We start from the raw sequence: 12,502 nt of genomic DNA, 5'->3' as shown, positions 1-12,502 counted from the left end.
CTGTGTCAGGTGCGCAGGCGGTCGGTGCCCTCGGGCAGCCCCCAGTCCCTGAGAAGGGCGCGGATCCTTGCCTGCGCCTGATCTGTCAGGGGCCAGCCGGCGGGTGGACGCGGTGCGCCACAGTCGTCGCCCAGGGCGATCAGCGCCGCCTTGACGACCGAGACATTGGTCCCGTTCTGCTCCTCGGCCCTCAGCGCCTCGAAACCGGACATCGCGTCGATGAGGGCATTCGCCCGGCGGTAGTCACCAGCTTCCAGCGCGGCGTTGATCGCGACCGAATGCTCCGGCCATACGTTGATGAGGCCGGAGGTGAAGCCGCGCGCACCCACCGCGTAGAAGGCGGGCGCCCAGACCTCCGCCAGTCCGCCGACCCAGATGATGGTTGGATCAGCGCGGCGCATGGCCTCGGCGAGCCGCAATGGCGTCGGCGCCGCCCATTTCACGCCGACAACGCCAGGCACGTTGCACAGCGCCTCGATAGCGTCGAGGCCGATGCCGTCGTTCCGCAGATAGAGCAGGAGAGGCAGGCCGCCGCCGGCTTCGGCCACCCGCTCCACGTAGCGCACGACGCCGCGCGGCGAGACGAACGGGTCCGGCGGCTGATGGACCATCAGGGCCGAGGCGCCGGCCGCCCGCGAGGCGCGCGCCAGCGCACAGGCGTCACCCACGCTGCGGCCGACGCCGCCAACCAGCGGTATGCGCCCGCCAACCTGCTCCGACGCGGCGTGCACCATCGCCTCGGCCTCGGCCGTGGTCAGGCTGTAGAACTCTCCGGTGTTGCCGTTCGCGACGAGAAGCTGGACACCGGCCGCGACCGCCCGGTCCACCACCGGCTTCAGCTTCTCCGGGGCAAGGCGATCGTCAGCATCGAAGGGCGTGACCAGGATGCCGGACACACCGGTCAGGGCTTCGGCAAGGCGCGTATCTGGAGCCATGTCCCGCTCACTTCCCCCAAGAATTGGACGCCGGTCCGAGCCGCGTCTTCTCCTCCTGGGATAGCGCTGGCTATCGTTCCTCGTCCAAGACTAGTTTGGTATCTGATCGATACTGGAGACGCATCAATGTTCGAGATCGGGCAACTCCGTTCCTTCATCGCCGTGGCGACCGAGCTCCACTTTGGCCGTGCGGCCGAGAGGCTGAACATTTCGCAGCCTCCCCTCAGCCGGCAGATCCAGGCGCTAGAGCGGGAAATCGGTGTCGAACTGCTGAAACGCAGCAGCCGGACCGTGCAGTTGACCTCGGCCGGCCGTGCATTCCTCGCCGAGGCAAGGGCCTTGATGCTGCAGGCCGAGGCTGCCGGCCACGCAGCGCGGCGCGCCGTTGGAATACAGAGCGGTTCCGTCGCCATCGGCTTTATCGGCGCGGCAACCTACAGCGCCGTGCCTCGGCTCATTGCGCGAGCGCGGGATCAGCTTCCCAAGGTCGATCTGGTGATAAAGGAGCTTCTCACTGTCGATCAGATCGATGCTCTTGCCTCACGTAGGATCGACATCGGTCTCGTCCGACTGCCGCTCGAGCATCGAGGTCTCGACAAGCTGCTCGTGCAGAGCGAACCATTGATGCTTGCCGTTCGACGGGGCGAGCGTCTGGCGACCAAACGCGCATTGCGCCTCGCCGACCTCGATCGGCAGCCCTACGTCATGTATTCGCCACATGACGGCTGGTACCTGCACGAGATGCTGACGCTGCTCTTCCGTGAGGCAGGCATTCTGCCGGACTATGTGCTGCACGCGAGTCAGACACATGCCATCCTTTCGATGGTCAGCGCCGGCGTTGGTGCAGCGCTCGTGCCGTCCAGTGCGCAGAACGCGTGCTTCGCGAATGTCGTGCTCCGCCCGCTGCCGCTGCCACCGAACCTGCGCGTCAGGCTCCATGCGGTCTGGCGGCGGGACAATGGCAATGCGGCAGTTCCACCTGTCCGCGAGTTGCTGGCATGCCTCTTCGAGCAAGAGACATAGTGGATGCATCGCACTCCGCGTTTTCCGGCTGTCAGTCCGGGAGCCTGACTTGCCGCGGGTCGATGTGCGCGGCCGCGACAACCGGCATCGGCGAGGCAACGATCGATCGCCACCAGGTCGTCATTCATGCCGGTGGGTAGGGCACGTTCCATGCCGACATCGATGCACCGCTTCGCCAACTGAACCAATGGCGGGAACGCCTTGAGGATCATGCCGACGGTTTCCGCAACGGCGGCTCCCAACTCCTCCGGCTTCACCAGCTTATTGATCAGGCCAACAACCGTCAGCTTTTCGGCGATTCACCGCACGATCCAGCAAACTGCGGAAATCTCCAGACTGCCTGATTGTGGACGCAGTCTGCTGCGAACCCGTCTCTGGCTTCAGTTCCCTGCTTTCAGGGAAAAAATCAGGGAAAGTAGGCCAAACGTGCTTTCGGCCAAGGCACACTCTGGCAGCTTCTTTAGAATATCAAAGACTTGTGGTTCGCCCACCGGCGCATCGACCAGGGAATGATCCTTACAGAACAGGGACGCGTCTGGCCGAAGCGGCGCCTTGCAAAGACCGCTTGGCAGGCAAGGAAACCTGATAGGGCGCGTAGGACCACGCGCGTCGGTCGTCTCCGGGACATCGGCCCCCCTGCCCCGCTCACCATGACATCGACCAACGACGTCGTCCCCGGCGCCCGCCCCTGGCGCCTCCAGTGCACCTCGGCGCAAGCCTATCCACTCTCCGCCGGCGCCGACAACTACGGCGTCTCCACCCGAACCGGACCCCAACGACCCGGCCGTGATCCACGACGCCGTGGCCGAGGCCATCGCGCGCCGCGGCATGCATAGCTAGCGCTCCATCCAAAGCATGTCCTGATCGGCGAAGACGACATCGACGACAGAGCCATCCGCACGGATGGTGTGCGCTTGCGCCTGCGCGCGAGCGACCGCCATGATCCTCTCCATGCCGGCCAAACCTCAATCGCGCCGAAAACAGAACACGATGGCGCCCTCCGCCCCGCCCACAAAGGCACCCTCGCGCGCATCGCCCAGACTGACTGCATCTGCGCTGGAGCAGCTCGGTGCGGCGCGCCTTGCCGCGTTCCTGATCGCGCAAGCCGAAGGTGATCCGGTGCTGGCGCGCAGCCTTCGCCTTGAACTCGCGGGCGCCGATAGCACGACGCGCCTGGCCGCCGAGGTCGACAAGCGCCTGCGGACGATCCAGCGTTCACGCAGCTTGGTCGACTGGGCCAAGGTTCGCCCCCTCGCGCGGGAGATCGACAGCCTGCGAGAGGCCGTCGCCGGGCCGCTCGCAGCCGCCAGCCCACGCATGGCAGCCGAGCAGATGCGCCGCCTGCTGGAGTTGGCCGGGGGCATCTTCGAACGCAGTGATGACGGCAGCGGCACCCTGGGCGAGGCATTCCGGACGGTCGGCGCAGCGCTGGGGCAGGTCTGGAGCCAACTGCCGGATCGCAAGCCGGCGGACCTCGCCCGAGAATTGCTCGCCATCCTCGACGCGGATGGCTATGGCGCCGCAGATCGCCTGCTGGAGGCGGCCAGTCCGGCACTGGGACCCGACGGGCGCTCGGAGTTGCGCCGGTTGCTTCTGATACGGCTGGCGGCGTCGCCGCCGATGCGCAGTGCGAGCGGCTATGACACCAGCCCCGATCGCCGTGAGGCGCTGCGGCACCTACGGGACCTCGCCGATCTCGACGGCGATGTGGATGCCTTCATCGTCGCCATCGAAGCCCTGGACCACCCGGAGTTCTTCGCCGGGGAGGTGGCCGAGCGGCTGCTGAAGCACCAGCGCCCGGCCGAAGCGCTGGCATGGTTGGACCGCGCACCCGACCGCCTGGCCGACAAGGCCCTACGCCTCGCCGATCTGCGGATCGCGGCGCTCGATACGCTCGGACGGAAGGAGGAGGCCCACACGCTCCGCTGGGCGACGTTCTGCCGCTGGCTCAGCGCACCCCATCTGAAGGCACACCTGCGCACCTTGACCGGGTTCGACGATGTCGAGGCGGAGCAGCGCGCCTTGGACCACGCGCTCGGCCATGCCGACCGGAACCTGGCGCTGGCTTTCCTCGTGGCCTGGCCGGATCTGACTGCGGCGAACCGGCTGGTTCAGGCGCAGGTAGGCGCCATGGATCCGCGCGATTACCACCGTCTCCGTCCTGCCGCCGAAGCGCTGGCCGAACGCTACCCCGCTGCCGCGGCCTTGCTGCATCGCGCGCTGGCCGAGGATGTGCTTCGGCGGGCCGCATCGAAGAACTACCCCTACGCCGCGCGCGATGTGCAGAGTTGCGCGCGCCTGGCGGACCGCCTGCCGGACGAAGAAAGTTTCGAAAGCCATGCCGCCTTTGTGGCGCGCCTGCGGCGCGAGCACCCCCGCAAGAGCGGCTTCTGGACGCTGGTCCCGGCCGGGTGACCGGCGCAGCCCCACCCGCCGATCCGCTTCGCCGCATCCTGATCGCGCGCGGCCTGCGGGATTTCGGCGACGGCTTCAGCGCCGTCCTGCTGCCGGCCTATCTCATCATGCTCGGGCTCGATCCCTTCGCCATCGGGCTGGTGGCCACGGTCGCGCTGTTCGGCTCCGCGATGATGACGCTCGGCATCGGCCTGATCGGCGCGCGCATCGGCCAGCGCCTCCTGCTCCTCGCGGCCTCTGCATTGATGGCGATGACGGGGCTGGCCTTCGCCGCGACCGATGATCTCGCCATGGTGCTGGTGGTGGCGCTGCTCGGCACCATAAACCCCTCCGCTGGCAGCGTCAGCGTCTTCACGCCCCTCGAACAGGCGGTCCTGGCGCATACCGCGCCGGACGCGGAGCGCACCGGCATCTTCGCCCGGTACAGCCTGGTCGGCGCGCTCGCCGCGGCCGCCGGCGCTCTGGCCGCAGCGAGCCCCGAACTGATGGAACGCCTGGGGCTTCAACCGCTGGCCGCCTTGCGCGCGATGTTCCTGGGCTATGCGGCACTCGGCGTCGCGGCGGGGCTAATCTATTCCGCGCTCGAGCCGGAGGCGCCGGCCAGCGCGGCCGGGCCGGTCTCGGCGCTCGGGCCCTCCCGCGGGATCGTCTATCGGCTGGCCGCGCTGTTCAGCGTGGACAGCTTCGCCGGTGGCTTCGCGGTGCAGTCGCTGCTCGCGCTGTGGCTGTTCGATCGCTTCGACTTCTCGCTGACCTCGGCCGGGCTGTTCTTCTTCTGGTCGGGCGTGCTCTAGGCCTTCTCGTTTCCCGTCGCGGCCTGGCTGTCGCGCCATATCGGGTTGGTCAACACCATGGTGTTCACGCACATCCCCTCCAGCCTCTGCCTGATCGCGGCGGCACTGGTGCCGAACCTCGAGGCTGTGCTGGTCCTGCTGCTGCTGCGCGCGACGCTTTCGCAGATGGATGTGCCGACGCGCACCTCCTACGTCATGGCGGTGGTCACGCCAGGCGAACGCACGGCCGCCGCGAGTTTCACCGCGGTGCCGAGGAGCCTGGCCGCCGCCGCCAGCCCGGTTCTGGCCGGGGCGCTCTACACGGCAGGCTACGATGCCTGGCCGTTCATCATCTGCGGCGTGCTGAAGATCAGCTACGACATCTTCCTGTTGCGCGGCTTCCGGCACCTGCGCCCACCGGAGGAGCAACGTCGCTATCCGAGTTGATGTGAGGAAGCTGGACGGGGAGCCCGCTCGTCCCCTGCCCGACCCGAAACTGGGACCTTCCAGCTCAGGGCCGTCCAGGAAACCGGGGGCAGGTCACCCGCGAGAAGACTGCACCATCAATCCCCGCGATCAAACACTTAGGTCTTCGGAACGGGAGCACTTCTTCTGGCGTTCAAAAATCGCAGGCGGGAACGCCTTCTTGTATATGGTGGCCATTGATCACATATCTGAACGGGCATTAAGAGGACCGTCGCGCTGTACAATTCTATATACAATAAGATATGAGATAATATTAACGTATTTAATATTTTATCTCTTCGCGCGAGAGTTTTTGTCTGCCCCCAATCATTTCATTAAAATTACCGTCTTTATTGAAACAGATATTAACGAACTAGCCAAACCATCTCATCTTATTATTTTTTGCGATTGCATTGCTCGCCACTCGCCGCCCACATTCTCTACTTTTTGGGAACTCGACATGGCCAAAGGTCAGATGCGCAGCACTCGCGAAATCAAAAAGCCGAAGGCGAGCAAGCCGGTTACCGCGGCCATTGTGTCGACACTCATCAGCAAGGGCGTTAAATCCCTCGCCGCCCATCCAAAGAAGGCCTGACGTGCGCGGCGCGCCCACGGAGCAGGAGCTACCGACACCTCCCCTGCCCCGTTTCTTCGCTGCCCAGAACATGCGCGTTTGGTGACCATGGAACGCGCTCGAGCGCATTCCGTTCGCAAGCCATGGTGCGCCACCGACCTTCGACCCTGGAGCCATCTCGGGCAGGCGAGCGAGGCGCAGCGCCGTACCGCCGGGATCGGCACCGGCTTCGCCGAAGGCGACACCACGCGCGATGGAAGACAGCGACTGGTACGGGCGACCCTGATATTCCGTACCCGGCATGCGGCACGATCACGTGGTGCTCGACGCCCCGGTACTCACGGATCAGCCGCGGATGGTGCGGGAGAAGCAAGGGTCGTTCCGGTCCGCCATGCCGCCATGCCGTTCCAGCAGGCGCAACAGGTCACTCCACCTTGCCGCACCGGCGCCGCCACGCCAAGGTCGCGCCATGAGCATTGCCGCCTCCATCATTCCCGTGACCCCCTTCCAGCAGAACTGCACCCTGGTCTGGGACGATGAGACAAAGGAGGGCGTGGTCATCGATCCGGGCGGCGATGCCGAGCGCATCCAGGAGGCGATCCAGCAGTCCGGCATCGCCGTACAGCGCATCCTGCTGACGCATGGGCATCTGGATCATGCCGGTGCGGCGGCCGAACTCGCCGCGACGCTCGGCGTGCCCATCGAGGGGCCGCACCGCGCCGATGCCTTCCTGCTCGAAGGCCTCCCGGCACAAGGTGCGAAATATGGGATGGCATGCCGCCCGGTCGCGCCGGATCGCTGGTTGGACGAAGGCGAGACTGTCGATATCGCCGGGCAGGATTTCGTGGTGTTGCACTGCCCGGGGCATACACCGGGGCATGTGGTGTTTGTCTCCACCGCACTCGGCTTCGCGTTGGTGGGGGATGTGCTGTTCCAGGGCTCGGTCGGGCGGACAGATTTCCCGTATGGCGACACGGCGGCGCTGATCGCGGCGATCCGAGGGAAGCTGTTCCCGCTTGGCGACGACATCCAGTTCATCTGCGGGCACGGGCCCGGTTCGACCTTCGGCGCCGAGCGGCGCACCAACCCCTATGCCGGAGACGGCGCATGACCATGAACGACGGCATTATCCAGTCCGCCAGGAAAAACGGCGTACAGCCGCGTGATGCGCGCGCCAAGATCCGCAATTTCCCCCCGCAACCCGAGCCGTCTCGGCGCGGCGAGGCCGGTCGGTCGCAGCATGGGCCCCGATCCGACCGGCTTCGGTTCGGCGAAGCGTTCCAGCGCCGTCACGCGATGCCCCGCACGACCGAGCAGCGTCACGACGGCAAGCCCGCCCACACCGGCACCCGCTAAGTCACAGATCACGCGAGGTCGCCGCGACGACGCAATGCGGAAATGGCATTGGCGATGATGGCGGGCGGTTCGGAACCGACGTCGAGGTTGATCACGTCCACCTCGGTCTCCGGCTGTTCAAGCGTGGCGAACTGGCTGGCGATCAGGGAGGCCGGCATGAAATGCCCGGTCCGAGCGGCCTGGCGGGCGATGATCAGTTCCGCCGAGCCGGTCAGATGCAGAAAGCGGATATCGGCGTGACCATCGCGCAGCACGTCACGATAGGCGCGCTTCAGTGCCGAGCAGCCGATGATCACCGGCGTGCCCGCCGCTCGCGCGCATGCGATCCGTGCGGCAATCGCCCGCAGCCAGGGCCCGCGGTCGTCATCGGTCAGCGGCGTGCCGGTGGACATCTTCGCGACGTTGGCAGGCGGGTGAAAGGCGTCGCCATCCTCAAACGGCCAGCCGAGGCGTTCGGCCAGCAGGCGGCCGATGGTGGATTTGCCGCAACCGGACACGCCCATAACCACGATGGCGGCGAAGGTCATTTGGGTTCGAGATGCCCGCCGAAGCCGGCACGCATGGCTGACAGCGCCTTGCCCGCGAAGCGGGTTTCATCGCGCGAGGCGAAGCGGGCGTACAGCGCCGCAGTCAGCACCGGCGTCGGCACCGCCGTCTCCACGGCCTGCTGCACGGTCCAGCGGCCTTCCCCTGAATCGCCGACCGTACCAGCGTATTGCGCCAGCGCCGGGTCCTGCGCCAAGGCCGACGCCGTCAGGTCGAGCAGCCATGACGTGATGACCGACCCGCGCCGCCAGACCTCCGTGACATCGGCGAGATCGACGGTGATGCGGTGGTCCACTGGCAGCGCGGGGCTGTCGGCGGCGCGCAACAGGTCGAGGCCCTCGGCCAGCGCCTGCATCATCCCGTATTCGATACCGTTATGGACCATCTTTACCAAATGCCCGGCGCCGTGGCCGCCACAATGCAGCCAGCCCTGTTCGACATTCGGCGCGCGACCATCGCGTCGCGGCGTAGCGGGAATGTTGCCGGACCCTGGCGCCAGCGCATCGAAGATCGGCGCCAACCGCGCGACAGGCTCGGGATCCCCGCCGATCATCAGGCAAAAGCCGCGCTCCAGCCCCCAGACGCCGCCCGAGGTGCCGATATCGAGGTAATGGATGCCATGGGGCCGCAATTCGGCGGCCCGGCGGACATCGTCCTTCCACTGCGTGTTGCCACCATCGATGGCGACGTCGCCAGGCGAAAGCATGTCGCCCAGGGCGTCGATTGCCTGCTCCGTCGGCTCGCCATGTGGCAGCATGACCCAGACGGCGCGCGGCGCATCAAGGCCGGCGACCACGCCCGCAAGATCTTCAGCCGGGATGGCGCCCTCAGCCGCCACTGCGGCGACCGCCGACGAGTCGCGGTCCCACACCACGCAGCGATGCCCGGCGCGCATCAACCGCCGCGCGATATTCGCGCCCATGCGCCCCAGGCCGACGATCCCGATTTCCGCCATGCACCGATCCCCCTGCAGGGCGATGGTGGCCCGAGAGGATGGCATGGCGCAACAGCACGCAGCAATCGGCATCTATGCAGAACCGCCAGTGGCCGTTGAAGCGCAGGTGACCGGAGTGGAAGTGGCGCGGACCACTCCCATCGAGGAGTTGGTGCCTGACGCGATCGCCGCGACGCAAGCAGCGGCTGCGGCACGAGCGAGCAAGAGCCAGCAGGCCCGCGATGCCTAGGGCGGTCATGCGTTGCCCGCAGACTGGGCGGCGCAGCTGCCGCACTGGCGGATGCTGCACATGGTCGCGGCCGCCGGCGGCGTGGAGGCACAGCGCGTGCAGCAAACCGCCACCGCGCTGAACGCCAATGCGGCATCGGCCAGGCTACTGAACGTGAAGCCCGGCGCGGCGTTGCTTGTCCTGCAACGCTGCCACTTCGACCGGTCGGACCGGATCATCCAGGCGTCGCGCATCGTCGCGCGCCCCGATCGTGGCCAATCCATAGTCGAGTTGTTCCGCGTCAGGCTCTGAAGGAGATCGCAGATCATGGACTACGAATGGAACTTCGCCATCCTGCTACGTTACCTGCCGCTCCTCCGGGACGGCATCGTGATGACCCTGCTCTTCACCTTCGGCACGGTCTTCCTCGGCCTGATCCTGGGCATGCTCATCGGGATGGCGCGGCTTTCATCCCTGTGGATCGTCAACGCGCCGCTGATGCTCTTCGTCGAGATCTTCCGCTGCACGCCACCGCTTGTGCAGCTCGTCTGGTGCTACTACGCACTACCGGTGCTGCTGGGCGTGCAGATCCCCGGCGTTGTCGCGGCAGTAAGAGTACTCGCCTGCTATGTCGGCTGCTTCTATGCGGAGATCTTCCGCGGCGGCATCGTCTCGATCGAGAAGGGCCAGTGGGAAGCAGCACGCGCGCTCGGTCTGCGCTTCTGGCCGATGATGCGCAAGGTGATCCTGCCGCAGGCGGTCCGCCGCATGCTGGCGCCTTTCATGAATCAGTCGGTCGTGCAGCTCAAGACGACCTCGCTGGTCTTCACCATCGCTGTGCCGGACCTGCTCTACAACGGGTCGCTGATCACCACCGAGACCTATCGGCCGCTGGAGGTCTACACCGTCATCGCGCTCGCCTATTTCATCATGCTTTTCCCGGCCACGCGCTTCGTGCAGTGGATGGAACGTGAACGCGTCGGGACTGCCTAGTACTGTGTCATAAGGAGCTTGCGGCGGCGCTCCGCTACACCGCCTGGCGTCGGGTGACCTAGCTGCAGGGCACGAATACGCCGCTCGCCTCCCGCTTCGCCGCCGATCGCTTCCGCCCCGCCCCGCCCACCGCGACGACAAGGCCGCGCCGCCTACAACTTCGCCCGCCGCCTCAAGCGGCTACGCGGCCTCACACCCTACGAATTCATCTGCAAGGCATGGGCCGAAACGCCCGAACGCTTCAGCAAAAATCCGCACCAGGAAATGCCGGGACTAAACACCTAGGTTCAGGACCTGTTAAACTTCGTGCTGCGACGCGGCGGCATGTGATTCATCCCATGGCGGCGGCATCATAGCAGCGCTCCAGGGCGGTTGAGCGAGGCGCTGTCAGCGTTGCAATCGCCGTCAAACCACCGATACGCTCATCGCTGGATGGCCGGATCGGCTGACCATCTGGGGAATGTCGGTGCATGCAATGAAGGAAGCCGACCCCAAAGCGCGCAACGCGCAGCGGCTGACGGAGTGCCACCCGACCCTCGCCGCGAGCCTCACGCGCGTCATCACGCGGCTTGAGGGCGTCGAGATACGGCCGCGCATCCAGGACGTCTGGCGATCGCCGCAGGACCAGCTGACGGGGCTCCTGAACGGCAGCACCAAGGTGAAGTTCGGCTTCCACAACGTGACGGGCGCCGACGGCCGGAAGGAGTCGCTGGCCGTCGACCTGCTCGACGACGATCCGCCGCTGGCTCCCGGCGCGCCTTATGTGCTGCGCCTGGCCGCGGCGGCGGAGGGCCTGGCCACCGGGGCGCTGTGGGGACTGCCGACGAAGCTCAAGTCGGGCACCGCAGCCGCGATCGCGGCCGGCGACTTCGATGCGCCGGTCAAGGTCGGCTGTGACCCGTGCCATGTCGAGCCGACCGGCATCACGATCGCACAGGCCAAGGTCGGGAAGCGCCCGCTGTGACCGGCATCGTCGCCGCCACAGAGGCGAACGAGGCCTGGCTGCGGGGTCAACTCGGCGCGGAGACCGTCGAGGCCGACCTGCGTGAGCGTCGGCGCAAGATGGCGAAGGATCCCTTCACCTTCCTGCGCGCCGCCTACTGGCGCTGGGTGCAGGTGCTGCCGGCGGTCTGGCGGCCAGCGGTCCCTGGGACCGTCGTGCTCGCCGTCGGCGACATTCATCTCGAAAATTTCGGCACCTGGCGCGACGCCGAAGGGCGGCTGGCTTGGGGTGTGAACGATTTCGACGAGGCGGCCGAGATGCCGTGGCCGCTCGACCTGCTGCGCCTCGCGACCAGTGCGCACCTCGCCGTGCCGGACGCGGCCGCCGCCGAAGCTGGCGCCCCGGCGCGGGCCGCCGCGATCATGGCCGGCTATGTCGATGGGCTGAAGGCGCCCGCGCCGATCGTGCTCGACCTCGACTTCGCCTGGCTGCGAGCGGCGGTCATGGCCGAGCGCAGCGAAAAGGCCTGGCGCCTAGCCGAGGACACGCGCAGCGCATTCTGGCACAAGATGTCCGCGCCCGCGGGGGACTTCGGCGCGCCCCCGTCGCGCCTGCGCGCGGCGCTCGAGGCGGCGATGCCGGCGGGCGCGGTGTCGGTGGGCCTGTGGCCCCGCAGCGCGGGGGCGGGCAGCCTCGGCCGCCCGCGCTGGGTGATGCGCGCGACCTGGCACGGCGGGCCGGTGCTGCGCGAGGCCAAGGCGATGCTGCCCTCGGCCTGGGCGGCCGCGCATGCGGGCACGCCACTGGTGTGCCGCGCGGTGGAGGCGGCGCGCGGCGCCCACCGGGCTACCGACCCCTGCCTCGCCTTCCGCGACGGCGTGGCGGTGCGGCGCCTGTCGCCCAACAATGCGAAGTTCGAGGTGGACGAGCATCCCGAGTTGCTGCTCTCGGCGGACATGCTGCGCGCCATGGGACGCGACATCGCCGGCGTGCATGCCGCGACCGCCGGTGCGGTGGCAGCGATCCTCGACGAGATCGCGCTCGGCGCGCCGCTCGATGCCGCCGGCGCGGCTCTGGCGGGGGGTGCGATGGCGCTGGCGCGCGCCATCCAGGAGGACCAGGCCGCGGTGCCGCCCGAATGGCGCAAGAAGAAGAAGAAGAAGGACGGCGGCTGAGTGGCCGGTCAGGCCGCCTGCGTCGCCTGGATCTCCGCCAGCGCCTCCTCGATCAGCGCATTATGGCAGTTCCGTACTGATAAAGTGGTTCCCAAAACCCTCCGCCAGTTTTCGTGGCAGACGAAAACCCTGCGAGCTGCC

At 67.2% G+C, this 12,502-nt stretch carries 16 protein-coding genes and 1 pseudogene; 13 read left to right on the top strand and 4 right to left on the bottom strand.

What is annotated here, in order from left to right; genetic code table 11:
• Positions 1-5: 5 nt before the first annotated feature.
• Positions 6-935 (bottom strand): dihydrodipicolinate synthase family protein, encoded by a 930-nt coding sequence (locus tag ACQW02_RS10055; RefSeq protein WP_431285105.1) that lies wholly within the window; start codon positions 933-935, stop codon positions 6-8.
• Between the two features lie 126 nt (positions 936-1,061).
• Here ACQW02_RS10055 and ACQW02_RS10050 point away from each other — a divergent pair, with 126 nt between their 5' ends.
• The 5 genes from ACQW02_RS10050 to ACQW02_RS10030 all read left to right on the top strand — a co-directional run bounded on the left by ACQW02_RS10050 (position 1,062) and on the right by ACQW02_RS10030 (position 6,206).
• Positions 1,062-1,958, top strand: coding sequence for a LysR family transcriptional regulator (locus ACQW02_RS10050; RefSeq protein WP_431285104.1), 897 nt, complete (start codon positions 1,062-1,064; stop codon positions 1,956-1,958).
• Positions 1,959-2,897: 939 nt separating this feature from the next.
• Complete coding sequence (locus ACQW02_RS10045) at positions 2,898-4,373, top strand: DUF6880 family protein (protein ID WP_431285103.1); 1,476 nt, start codon at positions 2,898-2,900, stop codon at positions 4,371-4,373.
• Positions 4,370-5,167, top strand: coding sequence for an MFS transporter (locus tag ACQW02_RS10040; protein WP_431285102.1), 798 nt, complete (start codon positions 4,370-4,372; stop codon positions 5,165-5,167). The genes ACQW02_RS10045 and ACQW02_RS10040 overlap by 4 nt, the downstream gene beginning before the upstream one ends.
• A 57-nt stretch (positions 5,168-5,224) precedes the next feature.
• Positions 5,225-5,593 (top strand): MFS transporter, encoded by a 369-nt coding sequence (locus tag ACQW02_RS10035; RefSeq protein ID WP_431285101.1) that lies wholly within the window; start codon positions 5,225-5,227, stop codon positions 5,591-5,593.
• 331 nt (positions 5,594-5,924) lie between these two features.
• Positions 5,925-6,206 (top strand): hypothetical protein, encoded by a 282-nt coding sequence (locus tag ACQW02_RS10030; RefSeq protein ID WP_431285100.1) that lies wholly within the window; start codon positions 5,925-5,927, stop codon positions 6,204-6,206.
• Between the two features lie 324 nt (positions 6,207-6,530).
• Here the strand turns inward: ACQW02_RS10030 and ACQW02_RS10025 are convergent, their stop codons facing one another.
• Positions 6,531-6,656, bottom strand: a complete 126-nt coding sequence (locus tag ACQW02_RS10025) for a hypothetical protein (RefSeq protein WP_431285099.1) — start codon at positions 6,654-6,656, stop codon at positions 6,531-6,533.
• On the opposite strand from ACQW02_RS10025, the gene ACQW02_RS10020 reads away from it, so the two are divergent.
• Entirely contained in the window at positions 6,655-7,296 is a 642-nt protein-coding gene (locus ACQW02_RS10020) for an MBL fold metallo-hydrolase (protein WP_431285098.1), read from the top strand. The two genes, ACQW02_RS10025 and ACQW02_RS10020, sit on opposite strands and share 2 nt — an antisense overlap.
• Positions 7,293-7,541 (top strand): hypothetical protein, encoded by a 249-nt coding sequence (locus ACQW02_RS10015; protein ID WP_431285097.1) that lies wholly within the window; start codon positions 7,293-7,295, stop codon positions 7,539-7,541. The genes ACQW02_RS10020 and ACQW02_RS10015 overlap by 4 nt, the downstream gene beginning before the upstream one ends.
• Positions 7,542-7,549: 8 nt before the next feature.
• On the opposite strand, the gene ACQW02_RS10010 is transcribed toward ACQW02_RS10015, so the two are convergent.
• The gene (locus ACQW02_RS10010) at positions 7,550-8,068 is read right to left on the bottom strand and encodes a gluconokinase (RefSeq protein ID WP_431285096.1); all 519 of its coding nucleotides are present in this window, start codon (positions 8,066-8,068) and stop codon (positions 7,550-7,552) included.
• A complete protein-coding gene (gnd, locus tag ACQW02_RS10005) occupies positions 8,065-9,042 on the bottom strand; it encodes a phosphogluconate dehydrogenase (NAD(+)-dependent, decarboxylating) (RefSeq protein WP_431285095.1) in 978 nt (325 codons plus the stop codon). The genes ACQW02_RS10010 and gnd overlap by 4 nt, the downstream gene beginning before the upstream one ends.
• A 43-nt stretch (positions 9,043-9,085) precedes the next feature.
• Here gnd and ACQW02_RS10000 point away from each other — a divergent pair, with 43 nt between their 5' ends.
• The 6 genes and pseudogenes from ACQW02_RS10000 (at position 9,086) to ACQW02_RS09975 (ending at position 12,361) form a co-directional block, all read left to right on the top strand.
• Positions 9,086-9,271: a hypothetical protein gene (locus ACQW02_RS10000; protein WP_431285094.1), complete on the top strand. Its 186-nt coding sequence runs from the start codon at positions 9,086-9,088 to the stop codon at positions 9,269-9,271.
• A 12-nt stretch (positions 9,272-9,283) separates the two neighbouring features.
• Positions 9,284-9,562, top strand: a complete 279-nt coding sequence (locus ACQW02_RS09995; RefSeq protein ID WP_431285093.1) for a UTRA domain-containing protein — start codon at positions 9,284-9,286, stop codon at positions 9,560-9,562.
• A gap of 15 nt (positions 9,563-9,577) precedes the next feature.
• Positions 9,578-10,243, top strand: a complete 666-nt coding sequence (locus ACQW02_RS09990) for an amino acid ABC transporter permease (protein WP_431285092.1) — start codon at positions 9,578-9,580, stop codon at positions 10,241-10,243.
• 150 nt (positions 10,244-10,393) lie between these two features.
• Positions 10,394-10,528 (top strand): annotated as a pseudogene (locus ACQW02_RS09985) (IS481 family transposase); the annotation flags it as partial.
• Between the two features lie 190 nt (positions 10,529-10,718).
• Positions 10,719-11,207 (top strand): hypothetical protein, encoded by a 489-nt coding sequence (locus tag ACQW02_RS09980; RefSeq protein ID WP_431285091.1) that lies wholly within the window; start codon positions 10,719-10,721, stop codon positions 11,205-11,207.
• Positions 11,204-12,361, top strand: coding sequence for a DUF2252 family protein (locus ACQW02_RS09975; RefSeq protein ID WP_431285090.1), 1,158 nt, complete (start codon positions 11,204-11,206; stop codon positions 12,359-12,361). Before ACQW02_RS09980 ends, ACQW02_RS09975 begins: the two co-directional genes overlap by 4 nt.
• The last annotated feature ends 141 nt before the right edge of the window (positions 12,362-12,502 follow it).

The organism is Humitalea sp. 24SJ18S-53, assembly GCF_050632385.1.
Classification (GTDB): Bacteria; Pseudomonadota; Alphaproteobacteria; order Acetobacterales; family Acetobacteraceae; genus Humitalea.
This window is presented reverse-complemented; position numbering and strand designations above follow the sequence as displayed.

Excerpts from the sequence above, each read along its gene's own strand:
- ACQW02_RS10055 (WP_431285105.1), bottom strand. The coding sequence starts at position 935 with ATGGCTCCAGATACGCGCCTTGCCGAAGCCCTGACCGGTGTGTCCGGC.
- ACQW02_RS10050 (WP_431285104.1), top strand. The coding sequence starts at position 1,062 with ATGTTCGAGATCGGGCAACTCCGTTCCTTCATCGCCGTGGCGACCGAG.
- ACQW02_RS10045 (WP_431285103.1), top strand. The coding sequence starts at position 2,898 with ATGATCCTCTCCATGCCGGCCAAACCTCAATCGCGCCGAAAACAGAAC.
- ACQW02_RS10035 (WP_431285101.1), top strand. The coding sequence starts at position 5,225 with ATGGTGTTCACGCACATCCCCTCCAGCCTCTGCCTGATCGCGGCGGCA.
- ACQW02_RS10020 (WP_431285098.1), top strand. The coding sequence starts at position 6,655 with ATGAGCATTGCCGCCTCCATCATTCCCGTGACCCCCTTCCAGCAGAAC.
- ACQW02_RS10025 (WP_431285099.1), bottom strand. The coding sequence starts at position 6,656 with ATGGCGCGACCTTGGCGTGGCGGCGCCGGTGCGGCAAGGTGGAGTGAC.
- ACQW02_RS10015 (WP_431285097.1), top strand. The coding sequence starts at position 7,293 with ATGACCATGAACGACGGCATTATCCAGTCCGCCAGGAAAAACGGCGTA.
- ACQW02_RS10010 (WP_431285096.1), bottom strand. The coding sequence starts at position 8,068 with ATGACCTTCGCCGCCATCGTGGTTATGGGCGTGTCCGGTTGCGGCAAA.
- gnd (WP_431285095.1), bottom strand. The coding sequence starts at position 9,042 with ATGGCGGAAATCGGGATCGTCGGCCTGGGGCGCATGGGCGCGAATATC.
- ACQW02_RS10000 (WP_431285094.1), top strand. The coding sequence starts at position 9,086 with ATGGCGCAACAGCACGCAGCAATCGGCATCTATGCAGAACCGCCAGTG.
- ACQW02_RS09990 (WP_431285092.1), top strand. The coding sequence starts at position 9,578 with ATGGACTACGAATGGAACTTCGCCATCCTGCTACGTTACCTGCCGCTC.
- ACQW02_RS09980 (WP_431285091.1), top strand. The coding sequence starts at position 10,719 with ATGAAGGAAGCCGACCCCAAAGCGCGCAACGCGCAGCGGCTGACGGAG.